Annotated in this window: 17 protein-coding genes; 10 read left to right on the top strand and 7 right to left on the bottom strand. The window is 37.7% G+C overall.

The window, feature by feature from the left end; genetic code table 11:
• Positions 1-268: 268 nt before the first annotated feature.
• On the top strand, positions 269-667 hold the full coding sequence (locus tag J0M15_12755) for a hypothetical protein (GenBank protein MBN8537917.1): 399 nt from the start codon (positions 269-271) through the stop codon (positions 665-667).
• A gap of 575 nt (positions 668-1242) precedes the next feature.
• Here J0M15_12755 and J0M15_12750 read toward each other — a convergent pair.
• The 4 genes from J0M15_12750 to J0M15_12735 all read right to left on the bottom strand — a co-directional run bounded on the left by J0M15_12750 (position 1243) and on the right by J0M15_12735 (position 4502).
• Positions 1243-1773, bottom strand: a complete 531-nt coding sequence (locus J0M15_12750; GenBank protein MBN8537916.1) for a hypothetical protein — start codon at positions 1771-1773, stop codon at positions 1243-1245.
• 185 nt (positions 1774-1958) lie between these two features.
• Positions 1959-2249 carry a GNAT family N-acetyltransferase gene (locus tag J0M15_12745; GenBank protein ID MBN8537915.1) on the bottom strand — a complete coding sequence of 97 codons (291 nt, stop codon included), beginning with the start codon at positions 2247-2249 and terminating at the stop codon, positions 1959-1961.
• Between the two features lie 212 nt (positions 2250-2461).
• Entirely contained in the window at positions 2462-2965 is a 504-nt protein-coding gene (locus J0M15_12740) for a hypothetical protein (GenBank protein ID MBN8537914.1), read from the bottom strand.
• A 727-nt stretch (positions 2966-3692) separates the two neighbouring features.
• Positions 3693-4502 (bottom strand): TIGR02147 family protein, encoded by an 810-nt coding sequence (locus J0M15_12735; protein MBN8537913.1) that lies wholly within the window; start codon positions 4500-4502, stop codon positions 3693-3695.
• 151 nt (positions 4503-4653) lie between these two features.
• On the opposite strand from J0M15_12735, the gene J0M15_12730 reads away from it, so the two are divergent.
• Positions 4654-6309: a hypothetical protein gene (locus tag J0M15_12730; GenBank protein ID MBN8537912.1), complete on the top strand. Its 1656-nt coding sequence runs from the start codon at positions 4654-4656 to the stop codon at positions 6307-6309.
• Between the two features lie 225 nt (positions 6310-6534).
• Positions 6535-7629 (top strand): hypothetical protein, encoded by a 1095-nt coding sequence (locus J0M15_12725; protein MBN8537911.1) that lies wholly within the window; start codon positions 6535-6537, stop codon positions 7627-7629.
• A 127-nt stretch (positions 7630-7756) separates the two neighbouring features.
• On the opposite strand, the gene J0M15_12720 is transcribed toward J0M15_12725, so the two are convergent.
• The 3 genes from J0M15_12720 to J0M15_12710 form a co-directional block, all read right to left on the bottom strand.
• Positions 7757-8101 carry a nucleotidyltransferase domain-containing protein gene (locus J0M15_12720; protein ID MBN8537910.1) on the bottom strand — a complete coding sequence of 115 codons (345 nt, stop codon included), beginning with the start codon at positions 8099-8101 and terminating at the stop codon, positions 7757-7759.
• A complete protein-coding gene (locus tag J0M15_12715; GenBank protein ID MBN8537909.1) occupies positions 8091-8525 on the bottom strand; it encodes a nucleotidyltransferase substrate binding protein in 435 nt (144 codons plus the stop codon). The genes J0M15_12720 and J0M15_12715 overlap by 11 nt, the downstream gene beginning before the upstream one ends.
• Before the next feature lie 147 nt (positions 8526-8672).
• Positions 8673-9413 (bottom strand): hypothetical protein, encoded by a 741-nt coding sequence (locus tag J0M15_12710; protein ID MBN8537908.1) that lies wholly within the window; start codon positions 9411-9413, stop codon positions 8673-8675.
• A 160-nt stretch (positions 9414-9573) separates the two neighbouring features.
• On the opposite strand from J0M15_12710, the gene J0M15_12705 reads away from it, so the two are divergent.
• From J0M15_12705 to purQ, 7 genes are read left to right on the top strand one after another with little or no spacing between them, the layout of a single operon-like run.
• Positions 9574-10593: a phosphoribosylformylglycinamidine cyclo-ligase gene (locus tag J0M15_12705; protein MBN8537907.1), complete on the top strand. Its 1020-nt coding sequence runs from the start codon at positions 9574-9576 to the stop codon at positions 10591-10593.
• Positions 10583-11137, top strand: coding sequence for a phosphoribosylglycinamide formyltransferase (locus tag J0M15_12700; GenBank protein ID MBN8537906.1), 555 nt, complete (start codon positions 10583-10585; stop codon positions 11135-11137). The genes J0M15_12705 and J0M15_12700 overlap by 11 nt, the downstream gene beginning before the upstream one ends.
• Positions 11128-12408: a hypothetical protein gene (locus J0M15_12695; GenBank protein ID MBN8537905.1), complete on the top strand. Its 1281-nt coding sequence runs from the start codon at positions 11128-11130 to the stop codon at positions 12406-12408. The genes J0M15_12700 and J0M15_12695 overlap by 10 nt, the downstream gene beginning before the upstream one ends.
• Positions 12405-13712, top strand: coding sequence for an adenylosuccinate lyase (locus J0M15_12690; protein ID MBN8537904.1), 1308 nt, complete (start codon positions 12405-12407; stop codon positions 13710-13712). Before J0M15_12695 ends, J0M15_12690 begins: the two co-directional genes overlap by 4 nt.
• A 1-nt stretch (position 13713) precedes the next feature.
• On the top strand, positions 13714-14460 hold the full coding sequence (locus J0M15_12685) for a phosphoribosylaminoimidazolesuccinocarboxamide synthase (protein ID MBN8537903.1): 747 nt from the start codon (positions 13714-13716) through the stop codon (positions 14458-14460).
• Entirely contained in the window at positions 14457-14693 is a 237-nt protein-coding gene (gene purS, locus J0M15_12680; GenBank protein ID MBN8537902.1) for a phosphoribosylformylglycinamidine synthase subunit PurS, read from the top strand. Before J0M15_12685 ends, purS begins: the two co-directional genes overlap by 4 nt.
• Positions 14690-15325, top strand: a complete 636-nt coding sequence (gene purQ / locus J0M15_12675; protein ID MBN8537901.1) for a phosphoribosylformylglycinamidine synthase subunit PurQ — start codon at positions 14690-14692, stop codon at positions 15323-15325. Before purS ends, purQ begins: the two co-directional genes overlap by 4 nt.
• Positions 15326-15395: the final 70 nt, after the last annotated feature.

Raw genomic sequence — 15395 nt, 5'->3', positions numbered from 1 at the left:
CAACTACACCAATAAGGTCAGCTTCATGCGAAAGATACTTCAGCGCTGTGGATACTTGAATCATCTATCGATAAACACTGACGAATTTTTATTCAAATGGCCCAACCCCGCTTAAAACCGGAGAGGCCTTAAGTAGTGACTTTTTTTGTCCCTTGCTGTCTTATAAACTAGTAAATTTCTATTTTTATCAATTTTATCGTCAATAGACCTGGTTTCATTTGTGCATAATCTAATAATAACAATTAATTAAACTAACAGAGGAGACTATATGAAAAAAATTAACTTATTATTAGCCATGGCATTCCTAGGCATTCCAGCTTTATCATTTGCAGGTGGTCATATTGGATTTAAATGTTTTGATCAAGTTAATAATGACGAGTACAAAATTTCAATTTACTTGTCACCTAATGAAAAAGGAGTTAATAAATTAAAATCAAGCCAAAGAGGTGACATTTACCCAGCTAGGATAGGCCAAAACCCAACCATTAGTTTTGAACGAAACAATGTTCTAACAATTACTGGAGGCTCGTTAAGAGATAATGTGTTTCTCTTAGATTACATAAAAGGTTCACAAGCCACGATAATAAACAACAGTAAAGCTGTAGATAGGACAATTCCTTGTGAACCACTAACACAATTTGAAGCTGAAGAGTGGCGTATGTTTTAATATTAATTTGTGCAAAAGGACACAGGAGTGATCAATACAGTTGATCACTTCTTGTTTCGGGTATGAGTGGTTCTTAGAGATCTGGTAAATCAATGCTAAACACCCCTCTTCACTGGGATGTTTAAATTCTTTGATGAAAAATTTAGGTTGCTCAAGACTGGTAGCTCCGCAAAAAATAGAAATTAATTTCTTTCTTATTTCTTTTTGCTCTTCTTTAGGAATGTCATCTAAAATAATTTCTACTTTATGTTTGAGGCTTCTTTTTCTTAAACTTGTCTTAAACTTGTCTTAAACTTGTCTTAAACTTGTCTTAAACTTGTCTTAAACTTGTCTTAAACTTGTCTTAAAATTTGAGTCTTCAAAGCTTTCTTTGCCTTCATGGTAGAAATTCCACTAACCTACATATCGTAAATTTGACTTCCAAACACTTGCAGACCCATGAGGCTTGATGTTTGAGGAGTTTCCGATCGAAAATTTGATCTTAGGTCTAGCGATTTAATTGCTGAAGACTTATTCTTTAGCTTCCTGGAGTACTCCCTTTTTGATTTCTACCACTTTCGGGACGCTGCCATTTTTCAAATTTTGCAGACTTTTTCTGCATGCTCGCGGGCAGGATCAGGGTTTAACCATAAGCCTGAACTTGATTTTGCGTAAGTGTAGGCTTCTTTGTAACATTTTAAAGCTTGCTCGCTATTTCGATGGTTAAAGATTTTCATAGCGAATTCACGAGCCGGTTCTGGATTTAACCAAAGTCCTGAACTTGATTTTGCATACACATAGGCCTCTTTAAAAATAGGAAAACGTGATTTCGTGTTGGTTTTTTCGATCATTTTTTCAGCGAATGCCCTAGCTTCATCAGGATTCAACCACATGCCAGAACTTGATTTAGCGTACTCATAAATTTCCTGAAACAATTTTTGATCAACAGGTTGGGAAGCGGAACAAGACGAATCGACGCGATCTAATTGCTCCCTTAAGTCTGAGGTTAACTTTAGGCATCGTGAGGAACAGGAGGTCTCACATCGCGATAATTGATCCCATATGTTTCCCTGAGATTGAGCCAATACCGTGCCGCCTAAAAAAACCAAACTTAAAATTAACTTCATAAAATTCTCCTTATTTCTTGATGTGTCACTTTAAAGCAGAAAATACGAAGTTCGACAAATTAAATAGCCATTTCAGTAATTTTTTTAGCCCCAAGGGCTATTCCTAATGCGAGGGTCTAACATTTTGATATTGAAATTCCATGGCAGTTCCCCTTTGAAAAAGAGGTTCGAAATAGTATTTATCTCTAAAGATCTAAATCCATCCAGACCATGTCATTGCCATCACCAAAATAATCTGCAAACACAGCTCTTGGAATAAAGCCACACTTTTTGTAAAGATCTGTGGCCCTTGAATTCCAAAGAGCCGATCTAAGGGTGAGCTTCTTCATGCCACTTTTTTTACAAAATTCAATAACAGTAGTTATGAGCTTTGTGCCAAAGCCAAGCCCTCTGCATTCAGGTGAAATTACAAGATGATGAGTCATTGCAATTCGGTCCCAATATGGAAAAGACAAAGAAATAAATCCTAAAATCATTTCATTTTCTTCAGCAACCTGATCTGAACTTATTGCTCAAAATTAGCAACTGACTATCGAAAGCGGACGATGACAGAATGGTTCTCGATCCTGACCTGATCATAAAGGATAGTATTGAAAAGTTGGGCCCAAAACAATTCACTTTTAAAAAATAGCCACTGGCCCAAAAGACTCAGTGGCTTGTGATTTTTAAATTTCAAAACTCAGGGGTTTTATTCGGAAATAACTGAGTTGCTAAAAACAATCCCAATAAAATTGTGAGGCCAATTGACTTCAAAAATAAATATTTCTTTGCCATTTTGATCGCTTGAACCAGAGCCTATGTATAGATTATCTCCAGAAGGCGGTCGGCTGAATTCGTTTCTGATTATTATATTTTCTTCTTCTTGGCTAATCACAAGTTCAGACTGTCCTGGATTAATTACCAAAATGTCTCTAGCAACCTTTATTTTGCAATTTCCGAATGACTTTCCGCTTATATCAGTTGCGCCAGAGCACTTTAATTCAAAGTTTTGTGTCTTGATAGTTTTGGAACTTCCTGATCCAGCCATTGCCGCCCAGATTTTTCCTGCCACGAAAGGAGAAGCTGCTGGGTCATCGACAATCTGAATAGATAAGATTTTGCCGTTATTAATCCAAGTTCCGACAATATTAGATTTGGCCATCGCAGAATTCGCTAAAAAAGAACAAGTAATTACAAATATCAATTTAAACATAAAAACTCCTATTAAAAATCATACAGTATAGACGTTGGTTCAAGTTGTCTACAATTCCAATCAAACCTTGGCCTAAGTGCCAAGATTTGATTTCTTTTTGGGCATAGTGAACTTCTTCGCCAAAGGGTGAGCTGTGCCTACGAGGTGTTTATGAAGTTTATTGCTATTGTTTATTTGATGTCCGTTTTTGGAATAAATTTGTAGGCTCAAAATGTTTTGACGAGCAGTCAGGTTCTATTTGGTCTCACATGCAAGGTGGGACTTGGTTCTTTCGGCCAATCAAAGATTGATGAAATGAAAATAACCAATTCAAAAACGACCACATCAACACAAATGCCCTCTTACCCTATGGGCGAAGTCGTATTGGCCCTCTCAGGGCAAAATCAAATTCAGAACTGAATCTGGTTTGCCAAGATAATAAGACCTGCACGGGATCCTCAAATTTTCAGGGCTATCCGGTTAAAGTGAATACGTGCAACAATGCCACTTACCGCGAAGTAATAAAAATGCTCTTTTGGGCAGATCGGCATTCTTTAATTCGTGAGTTTGAGATCAAATAAAATGAATCCCAGCCTGAACTATCTCTGTCGCCATAGTCGACCAATTCATCACCTAGTTTAGAGTTGAACTTCGGTTTTGGGCATAGGCAAGAAAACGTGGAGTTCGGGTTTTTAAAAATCTCTCGCCCCATTATTCTCAATAACAATGGATCGGCTTCTAAGTCCATTTATTTACGAATCCAAAAAAGTTCAAAATTCATGCACGCGATATCTTCAGCAGGGGAATCTTTTATAATTTTTGAAGTGGACTTAATAAGCTGAATGATTTCTTCCCTGATTTTTTCAAAATCTTTTTTGCTAACCGAAAATGGCGAGGTAAACATTAACTCGTCTTCAGTTAAGTTTTCAATTCGCTCAAGGGATTTTAATCGCCAGTGGGTATGATGGCTATTCAGGAAATACGAACCAAACTCTAAGTGCAAGTATTGCGACTGCATTTGGTAAATACCTTCTTCTTCTTTACATAAACCAACATTTTTTAAAAACGTTAAAATTTCTGACACTTGGGCTCTGGATATCTGGAATCGCTGAGAGGCCGAATCAATGGTTTGTCCAGCATTTACAGAAGTGTATAGCCAAACAGCCATATAAATCCAACTCGAATAGAAAATCGAGCGCTCATGCTCACTAAGCCTTCTGTGCTCGGCCAGACGATTAACAATTTTAATTGATGCCTTTTTTGCGACTTCGATTTTATTTTCATAAAATTTTTTAAGGTCATTGGTTCCGGCCCGTTCAAATTGTAGGAGCAGCATCAGATAGTCAATATCCTCAGGCGGTAATCCAAAATATTTGCCGAGTCTTAAGATTTGCTCACTTGAGAAATCTCGCTGACCATTTAGAACTTGGCTGACAAGCGTGGGATGCGCTCCAATAAAAGTAGCTAATCGATTCACTTCGCCTCGGCCCTTGTTGGGAAGTTGACCAATAAAATCACGCATAAATAACTTGTAACTAGTGTAATCAAATATCGTCATTCCTAAGTCTTTTCGGCAGCTTATTATATATATTTACAATTTTGTAAGAATTTAGATCAATTTCTTATAAGGAAAATATAGAGTTAAATAACGCAACGAAGTATATTGGCTAGAAGATTGCTACTTTTAATATTTTAAAAAGGAAAATTTTATGAACGTTTTTAAACCCTTTAGAGCGGTACTTTTTGCCTATTTACTTACATTGAGCCTGACAATTTTCGCACAGAAAAGCGGGGAGGGAGGCCAAGGTAGTGGTGGTGGCAACTGGACCGAGTCAGATCTTACATACCAGCTCAATATGCTGTCGAAATATTTTCAGAGTAAAGAGGCTCAAATCGCATTTCCCGAAGTCGTTGCCTACGATCAAAGAAACCCAAAGGAACCATTTTACCAAGTGCTCTTGGCGATTAAGCCAGTCCTAACGAGTGATCCGGTGTTTGACCAGTGGGGTAATCCGCGAAACTGCTTTAGCAGCCAACAAGCTGGCGCTAGATATTTTAAATGCAATACTCAATCACTTCCTCCTGCCCCGGGAAGATCGATAACCCAAGCGCAAAAGTCTGAGTATTTTGGATCGATGTACCGATTAGTCCTTCACGAAGCATTTGTTAACATTGGCTTAGAACTTCCAGCATCAAAGAAAAGTTCCTCACAAAAAATTCCATCAGTTTATGGTTTATCTTCGAGGCTAGATGTGCACTTAGAGTATTTTCCAACTTGGTTACCTGGGAAAGGTCCAACTGGAGATTCAATCTCAGTTCAACCTACAGAATTAAAAGTTGGGAATTCGATATTTAGAAGTGGGTATATCACAACCGAGATACATCCTAATGTATCTATTGCCCCTAGTTATGTAATTGCCGCCAAACTTACAGTGGATTCAAGCAGAAAAGTTATAAATATTAAATGGTTTCATTTTGATCCCTTAATTAGTCAGAGTTTAGATTTTGAAACATTATTAAGTGAGAAAAATAAATTACCTTCAAAGCCAGTTAAAAGTCCTATATTGGATTTGGCGGCGGATAATTTAAATAGATATCCAAGGGTAAATTTTCCGTCAAAACAAAAGAGTATTGATTTAAAAGTAGTTAATGATGACCCATATCTTCCAGCATATGAAGAACAATACTTCTGTGCAAATCCAAAAGAAGATAAGTGTTTTCGTATGACGGAATCAGGCAATAAGTATTTAACCGCAGCCTATATAACTACCACCCCAGAAGGATCAATAACGTTTTATACCGATGCTTCATTTAGACCAGCAGATTTCGAGCCAAAATACTGGGACGGACTTAGCCGGGAGAATCTTTACCATTGCAGCGAAGAATCATGCATTTGGCGTAAATTTAATTCAGTTACCTTAAATACATTCGATCCAAAAGACCTGATAACGAAACGAAATTTGCAAGTTGAAAGGATGTTAACACGAACTAAGTTTGCGGTTGAGCTTGTATCTTCAAATTTCCCTAGGTTGAGACAATCGGTAAAAGAATGCTTACTGGTTGCAAAATCGGTTGCATCTAGCTACGTAACCTCAGCCGTAATCGAGTCGATCCAAGGTAAAGGGATTGAAAAAAATTGTATCTCAATTAAATTAGCACCACTATTGAGAATGATGTCTTCACAAAATACGGAAAGTGCAGAGTTTGTTGAAATCAAAAATATGGTTGGCGCCTTGGGACAAAAATGTAAATATGAAACTTGGAAAAATCCAAGAAACGTTTACGAACTGCTTGATGAAAAGTGTATGAATTCAGATGTCGACTATTTAGATATGTATGTAAAAGCGCTAAGAAGAAAAATCTAATTAATTTTGCTGTAGAAGTATCATCCCCCAAAGTTTCCGGAGCAATTCTCTGGCGGGAACGCGGATCCATGCTGAGTTCTTGACCCCGGATCCTGGGTTTCCATTACTCACATCACAAGTAGATCTTTACCACTTGGTAAGATCTAAGGAAGGTAAATAAAAACTCATCGGTCTTTATTTCTCAATATCAATATTAGGCATAAAACTTGCATTTTTTGGAGCCATATGTTGGAAGATTTCAAATCCATATCAAAAATAAAAAATATTGTTTTAAGCGCTTATTTGTCTATATTTTTAGTTTCTAGTTTTGCCTCTGCTAACACCTGTAAACTATTTTATCTCGGAGATAAAGTTCAATCCATCGGTCGCAACTATACGGCACCGAGATCCCATACTGAGAATGAAGAGCTTGCAAATAATGTTGTCGCTGCTCACGAAAATAGGAATTTTGGATTAAACTCTGTTTGGTATGAATTTATCCATGATCTTCGTTATAAAGGGCCAAAGGAGCCAGGTGAACCAGTCCTCATGGCAGCTGAGTCCATAAATGCAGGGCGAATCCGAAGAAAGCCGGTCGAACTTGCCTACTATTACGGCGTTAAGGCTAGGGATCCTGACAGCCGATATTTTGTAACCTGGAAAAGATTAGGAATCAGAGCCGTGAATCGCCTGGTATCCAATAGGATAAAATTTGCTGGATTTTTTGACGGCTATGCCGATGGTAGGCACTTCACGAAAAGGCAGTTTCTGCAGCACGATCTCTCGCATGCTTATTCTACACATGAAAGTACAAGTGTTTATCCATTTGATATCAAACTATTTGATAAGGTCAGATATGAAAGCATTGTTGAAAGCCTTTCAGAGAATGACCGAGTTCTTTTTGATATTGGTTATTTTTTATTTTACTTTGAACGTATTTCAAAGGGTCTCCATTTTAACGAGATTGATTTAAATAATCTCACTTTAGAAAGAGTACAATCTATATATGCCCATTTGATTGATTCCTATACGAGCGGAATAGGTATTGTTTTCGAAAACGGACATCCCAAAGCTGAAGTAATCAAAGAACGAAAATTGCCTTTGGTTTATATTCAGACTAGTTTTGAAAAAAAGTTTCGACTTGTAAATAGATTTTTAAATAAAAAAGATCTTTATGGCCTTCTTCCTCGACAAGTAAAATTTGAAATTAGAAACCAGCCTTCAGATCAAGATATCGTGGGGGATTTTGTTGAAAAATCACTTACACTGTTTTTAAAAAAGCACTACGAAGCCGTACTGGATTTGCTAGAAATAAATACCGGCTCAAAGTCAACCCTTTAATAAGGGAGAAAAAAATCAATAATTCATACCAATGATGAGAAGAAAATCGGTAAGATCTCCTAAGATCTCCATTAAATCGTTTATTCAGTTTTTCATTGGTTGTCCCATTAAAGTAGTAAAAAATCCACTAATCCGAGTCGCGCGACTGGGAGTGTGTCATTTCACAGAAGAGTATAGCATGCTCAAAAACACTCGCTAAAAACTCATCGGTCTTTAGTTCTGCGGCTGTAGCGGCAGTGATATCAATTTTTTGCTCAGGAATATTTTTAAAAATTTCATTTCTGATTTTTGATTTCATATTCACCACATTTTGCTTTTCACTCAAGGGAACGACGACGAGCAAATCAATGTCGCCTCCTTTTTTTGAATCATCAGTCCGGCTACCGAAAAGATAAAGCTGGTAGTCCATATTGCCCAGACAGATTTTAAATGCAGCCGTAATGGAGGTCACCTCTTTAGTGCTAAGTCTCATGATTCAACTTTGTTGGCAGCTCAATTAAAAGAGGAGAAAAATTTCTAAATTTTTCGAAAATTTTCTCTAAATCTTGGTCACTATACTCGTGAACGGTGGCATTTCTTAACTCTCGAATTTCCATCCAAATAGTCACATCAGCAATCAAACTTAATTTTTCTGCACGATTTAATTGGTCTCGAAAACCGCCATCAAATGCGGGGTCATCCTTTAAAATAAAAGCACGAATATATTTACTTAAAAAAATATCAGAGGTTCTAGCGAATCTTGAAGCAAAACTATCCCAAGCTTCTAATTCAGAGTCATTCATTTGGGCTGGATTTAATGGCATATTAAGGGTTCTTTGATAACTGTATTCTAAGTATTTCAGGGATTTTACAATTTTAGAATAATATAATCCTGAAAGGTTTTTATTCTTAGTCATAACGACTCCTCTCTTGGGAATTATAGATAATTTCCCAGAAAAGCTATCTTCAGACAAGAAAAGAAATTGAGTCAGACCATTTATGGTGATGGACGCCTATTCCCTGATGGCGAATAAGGGTAATAAATACCCTATATAAAAACAAAATTAATAATTCATACCAATGATGAGAAGAAAATCGGTAAGATCTCCATTAAATCGTTTATTCAGTTTTTCATTGGTTGTCCCATTAAATAGGAAATCCTTATTTTCATCTGCAAAATTAATATAGTGATAAGCACCTTGAATACCTAAATAGGCTTTTCTTCTCATTAAGGGGATTTCGACGCCGACTCCGATATCAGCACCCATGACGTTCTCTCTTGATTGAGTGTTAAATTCACTAATGGAATAGGTTCGATACCATTGGGAAAATCCGCCCAGAATATAAGGGTTGATGTCGGCAAGGCCGCGAGTCACATTTTGTGTATTTAAAAAATATTTTAAATTAAAACTAATGGAAGTAAAGGAAACAGATCCTGAATAATCGATCGTATTGTTGCCGCTGATTGTGGAAAAGCTCACCGAGTGATCACCGGTCATGAGGCCAATTCCTAAAGCCATTTTTAAATCAAAAAAATAAGATAATTGAATGCCATAGTTTAGGCCTGAGCCATAAAGAGAAGCGAGGTTATCGGTAAACTGTCTGGGGCCAGCGGCAATTCCTACAGTTAAAAAACGGCCATTTTTAAAGAAATTAATATCCGCTTCTTCGTCAGAATCTTGATCAAATTCCGAGTAATCTGAGAAGGGATCAAAGGCGTCACCAGATTCAGATTGGGCCTTAGCTTCAAAACGAGCAAACACACTAAAAACAAACAAAAGTAAAACGAAAAAATTGGCTTTCAATGAATCCCCCTCTTTTTATTATGTTTTATATTTAAATTCTATGCAATCTCAAATATCATTTTGAGACAGACCTAGTAAGCCATTCAAGGATTCTTTTTTAGACAGTTCGATATTTGTTTGACAAGACTACCTGATTTCCTTTTAATGGCCGCAGGTTTTTATGTCAAAAAAAATTTCATATAAAGAGTCTGGTGTGGATGTGCAAGTCGGCGACGAGTTTGTTGACTGGATACATGCTGAAAATCAAGAAATACCTCACAAAGAACAAGTGGTCGAAGGCATTGGGGGCTTTGCCTCTTTGTTTAGATTAAATACTCAAGGGTATAAAAAACCTTGCTTGGTAACTTGCACCGATGGGGTGGGGACCAAGGTTAAATTGGCTGCTGATTATCAGATGTACGATGGGATTGGCCAGGACTTAGTGGCTATGTGTGTGAATGATTTGCTGTGCACTGGGGGCGACCCTCTGTTATTTTTAGATTACTTAGCCGTTGGAAAATTAGATTTAGTTCAAGCAAAGTCTATTTTAAAAAGTATCAAAAAAGCCTGTATTGAAAGTGATCTCGCTTTACTTGGAGGGGAAACGGCAGAGATGCCTGGCATCTACAAAACTCCCGATTTTGATTGCGCTGGTTTCGCGGTGGGGATCGTTGATGAGGAAGAGCGTTTCGGCGCCCATCGGGTTTCTGAAGGAGACCTTCTTATAGCACTGCCAAGTTCGGGATTTCATTCCAATGGGTATTCTTTATTAAGAAAAACTTTTGCTGAAGATATGGATAAGTTTAAAGATCAACTGTTGGTGCCCACCAAATTGTATGTTCAGATTTTTAAAAAAATAAAAACAAAATTCCACATCAAAGCCTCAGCTCATATTACTGGCGGAGGGATGGACAATATTCCCCGAGTGATTCCTGCCCATTTAGTAGCTCGTCTACGGTCCTGGGATTTTCCTGAGATTTTTTTAGAAGTTCAAAAAAGAACCGGATTGTCTCGGGTGGAAATGTTAAAAACTCTCAATTGCGGTATAGGAATGGTTTTAATTGTTGGAGCAAAGGACAAAGAGGCTCTCTTAAAATTTTTGAAAGAGGAAGGAGAAAGTGCTTTTGTCGTCGGAGAAATCGTCCTTCGAGAAAGTTTATCTCTAGATCAAAAAAACGAGGAATGGCTTCATGATTCCTAATCCTTCCATGAAGAAGCTAGAAAGAACCGCCGTTCTTATTTCAGGAAGAGGAAGTAATCTGCAGACGCTTTTAGATAAAGAAGGTTGTAACATAAGACTTGTTTGTTCAAATAAAAAAAAAGCCCCTGGTTTGCTGAAGGCTAAAAGAAGCGGAATCCCGACAATCACGTTTTCTCCATTTAGTTTTTCAGAATTAAATAGTTATTTATTAGAAAAGAAAATTCAAAAAATTATTTTGCTTGGATTTATGAAAATAATTCCAGCCGAGTTTGTAAATCAGTGGCAAGGCCGAATTGTTAATTTACATCCCAGTTTGTTACCAGCGTACCCAGGATTGGACTCAATTGAAAATTCTTTCAAAGACAAGGCAGCAATGGGAGTCTCTTTACACCTTGTAACTCCAGAAATGGACGAAGGTCCCCTTTTGGTTCAATCAAAAGTGTATCCAAAAAACTTCTCATCATTGACTTCAAGGCAAGCCCATTGGGGGATTTCCTGTCGTGAGCATTTTTTGGTAAGGAAGTTGGCGGACGTGTGGGGGTAAATCAATTTGATATTGCTGTCGTTGGTTCCTACTATAATTTATCGTGGCTTGCGAGTGAACTTTCCCGCCAAGGATGGAGGGTCCTTTACCTTGATTTGTACCCCCAACTGGGGCGCTGGCCTATGGAAGATATTGAAGGTCCATTTGGTTTTTTTAATTCTGAATTATTAAATCCTCATTTTATTGAAAAGCACAATTATGAAGAACTGTATGACTTTCAAGGTAGGGGATGGACCATTTGGCTGCCTCAAGGACCCATTGAATTCAAGTCCTCATTGATTCCCTATCAATTAAAATCCTTGGGGATTCATTCTGGTTTTGTAGAGAATTTGGCAAAATCTACAGAGGAATTTTACAAAACGGGTTTGACATCTGATTTTAAAAAATTTTCTTTTCGAGAGAATTGGTTAGAATATTTTTCCCATACGCTCTCGCAAACAGAATACTCTTCCTACGATCAGTTTCAGTCTTCCACTTATCCTTTGCCATTAATGAATTCCTTTTCGGTAAGATCTTTGTCACGTCGGAGTTTGGAATTTTCCCAACAGTGGTTAATAAATCAAAATATCAAGTCAAGCCATTCAACATCTATTGTGGATCTTGTTTTTAGTGGAGCGAAAAAAGTTTCAGGCTTTGAGTTGAAAGGGGAGTATTCAGGTGTCATCAAATTTGATTCTTTGGTATGGGGACTGTCTTCAGAAGAGAGCTATTTCTATAATAGAAAAGTTGGAAATTGGCTTTACCCAAAGGGAATGGTAGAGCCCGAGTGGGTTTGGTCCAGATACACTTTAGATGTAGAAATAAACAGAGAAACTAAATTGTTGCCCTTGCACTCTGTTTGGATCAGTGACCTGTATGCACCGTGGACCCATGAAAATTTGATGATCGTGCAGAGAACAACAAGGGATCAGTTCATTGACGTGTGGATTAAAATTCCCCACTCACAAAGATTTAATAAAGATTATTTAAATTACTATGGAGAAAAGATGATTCAAATTTGGAATCATCGATTTGATGGGACTAAGGTTTCTATTTCTCATTACCCTCAGGAGTATGACTACACGTTTCAGCAGTTGGGGCCAAGTCGATTTGTTCAGTTTGCAAAGAGTTCTAGGGCGCTAAGAAGAGTGAACCCATTTAAAAATGTTTATTTCTCAAGTTACGAGTCTTTAGAAAATTTAAACAAAGAAACCCTTTATCAGAATCACCTTCAAATTATTGGAAGATTGATTAATGCGTTAAGGATGGAAAAGGTTAGGGAATTAGAATGATAGATAGATATTCACGGCCAGAAATGGCGCTAATTTGGGAACAAGATCATCGATTTGGAAAAATGCTGCAGGTTGAACTTGCCGTAGCTAAGGTTCAGAGTGAATTAGGAATGATTCCCAAGAAGGCCTACAAAGTCATCCAAAAAAAAGCTAAATTCAGTGTTAAAAGAATCACCGAAATTGAAGCCGTAACGAAACACGATGTGATTGCTTTTGTTTCCAATTTAGCTGAAAACGTAGGGGAAGAAGGAAAATATATCCACTATGGACTGACCAGCAGCGATGTCTTAGACACGGCCTTTAGTCTGCAAATTCAAGAAGCAGGTGCGATTCTTCTTCAGTCGATTCAACGCCTGAAGAATGCTCTTAAGAAATTGATATTACAAAACGAAGACACTTTGTGTGCTGGTCGTACCCACGGAATGTATGCCGAGCCAACCACCTTTGGCATGAAAATGATGGGCTTTTTGGCAGAAGTCGAAAGAAATGAAGATCGTCTTTTGCGAGCTGTTGAGGGTGTCAAAATCTGTAAACTTTCTGGTGCTGTGGGAACTTATTCCAGTCAAGAGATGGCTGTTGAAAAACAAGTAGCTAAGAATCTCAAGTTAAATCCTGAAGTGATTGCCACCCAGGTGGTTCCAAGGGATCGCCATGGCGACCTCTTGATTCACCTTGGTCTTTATGGGGCAGGTCTTGAAAGGTTAGCTGTTGAGTTGAGACATTTGCAACGGAGTGAGCTCAGTGAGGTTGTCGAAGGTTTTACTAAAGGGCAAAAAGGCTCTTCGGCGATGCCCCATAAAAAAAACCCTATCAGCGCTGAAAATATTACAGGTATCGCAAGGCTGCTTCGATCTTACGGTCTTGTTGGTCTTGAAAATATAGCCCTATGGCATGAAAGGGATATTTCCCATTCTTCGGCAGAGCGGGTCGTCTTTCCTGATGCCTTTATAGTCGCTGATTATGCTACTCACCGGATGGCTCAGCTGTTGGAGGGGTTACAGGTAAATAAAAAACGAATGATTGAAAATATGGAGCAGTCCCAGGGGCAACTTTATAGTTCCCATGTCCTTCTTCATTTGGTAAAGAAGGGACTAACTCGCGAAGAGGCCTACAGCCATGTGCAAAGACTTTGTCATTCTATGGGTTTTGGTGAGCATCTTAAACATAAACTTTTAGAAGATTCAGAGATCAGTAAGTATTTTAACAAAAAAGAACTAGAAGATATTTTCAGCGGTAAAAAACATAGGGAAGCAATTAAAAAAGTAATAAAAAACAGACTGAAGTTATTTAAAAGAGGGAGATAGAATGAACTTGAACCACAAAGGTGATAACGAATACAAAGAAATGCTCTATGAAGGAAAAGCAAAGAGAATTTTTAAAACTCCCGCGGCTCAGGAATTTTTTTTGGAGTTTAAGGATTCTTTAACAGCTTTTAATGCTTTAAAAAAGGGATCTTTCGAAAACAAAGGAATTGTTAATAGAGATATTGCAGCTCTCTTGTTTGAGTATTTAGAAAAATTTTCGATTCCTTCACATTACCTTCGAAAAGAAAATCAAAATGGGATGCTGGTAAAAAAAGTAACTATCATTCCCTTCGAAGTGGTGGTTCGAAATGTCCTGGCTGGTTCCACGGCAAAAAAGTTAGGAATCGATGAGGGAACTCCCTTGTCAGAACCTCTGGTTGAATTTTATTTCAAGAAGGACGAATTAGGCGACCCTTTTGTATCTGAAGAACAAATGAGAATTATTCATCAAATTCCAGTTCGAGATATAGAAGTCATGAAAGAGTTGGCTTTAAAGATAAACAAAAAACTGACAGAGTTGTTTGCCGAAATTAAAATTAAATTGGTCGATTTCAAAGTAGAGTTTGGTAAGGATTCAAATTCTATGATCTTGCTGGCTGATGAGATCACTCCTGATTGTTGTCGATTGTGGGATATGGAAACCAATGAGAAACTAGATAAAGACAGATTTCGCAGGGACCTTGGCTCGGTGAAGGAAAGTTATGAATCCGTATTGGCGAGATTAACTCAAAATAGGAGAGGCAAATGAAAGTCGCAGTTAAAATTTTACCACGAGATGTATTGCTAGACTCACAAGGGCGAGCTGTTGAAGATAATCTCAAAAGTCACCAGTACCATTTAAATTCCTGTCGGGTTGGTAAATATGTGGTGTTGGACTTGCCTGTCAGTAATAAAGAAGAAGCTCTTTTGAATGCAAAAAAAATGACTGAATTTTTACTGATCAATCCCCTTATCGAAGCCTATGAACTAGAGGTTTTATGAAGATTGGAATTTTAAGATTTCCAGGAACCAACTGTGACTATGACATTGTCGAAATGGTAAAGGCTAAATCCATGACACCTGTTTGGCTTTGGCATCAAGATCAATTTGACCCTCAAAGTGTGGACCGTGTTATTGTTCCTGGGGGATTTAGCTATGGAGATTATTTAAGATGTGGAGCTTTAGCTGCTAAATCAGAGGTGATGAAGTCCGTATTTGAATTTGCTAAAAAAGGACGACCCATCCTTGGGATCTGTAATGGTTTTCAAATTCTTTGCGAGACTGGATTGCTACCTGGAGTTTTACTAAGAAATCAAAATTTAAAATTTATTGATAAATGGGTAGATCTTCAAGAAGAAAATCAGAACCCTTATTTTAACCCTAAATCTAGTAAAAAAGATATAAGGCTTCCTATTGCCCACGGAGAAGGTCGATTCTACATTTCTAGGGAAGAGTTAAAAAAAATCCAAGATCAGAATCAAATTTGGTTGCGTTACAAAGAGGATATTAACGGCTCAACTGAAAGAATTGCTGGCATTATGAACTTAGAAAAAAATATTTGTGCCCTAATGCCTCACCCGGAACGAGCTCTCTGGGATTGGATGGGGGGACAAGATGGTTTTAACTTTTTATAGGAGAGCGAATTTAAAAAGCCTTAAATCTTCGTTCTCGTCGGTCGGACTCCCTGCGACTTGGCTGTGCCAA

It is taken from the genome of Deltaproteobacteria bacterium, assembly GCA_017302835.1.
Lineage (GTDB): Bacteria > Bdellovibrionota > Bdellovibrionia > Bdellovibrionales > Bdellovibrionaceae > UBA2316.
The sequence above is the reverse complement of the archived record's forward strand: the minus strand, read 5'-3'. Positions and strand labels throughout refer to the sequence as shown.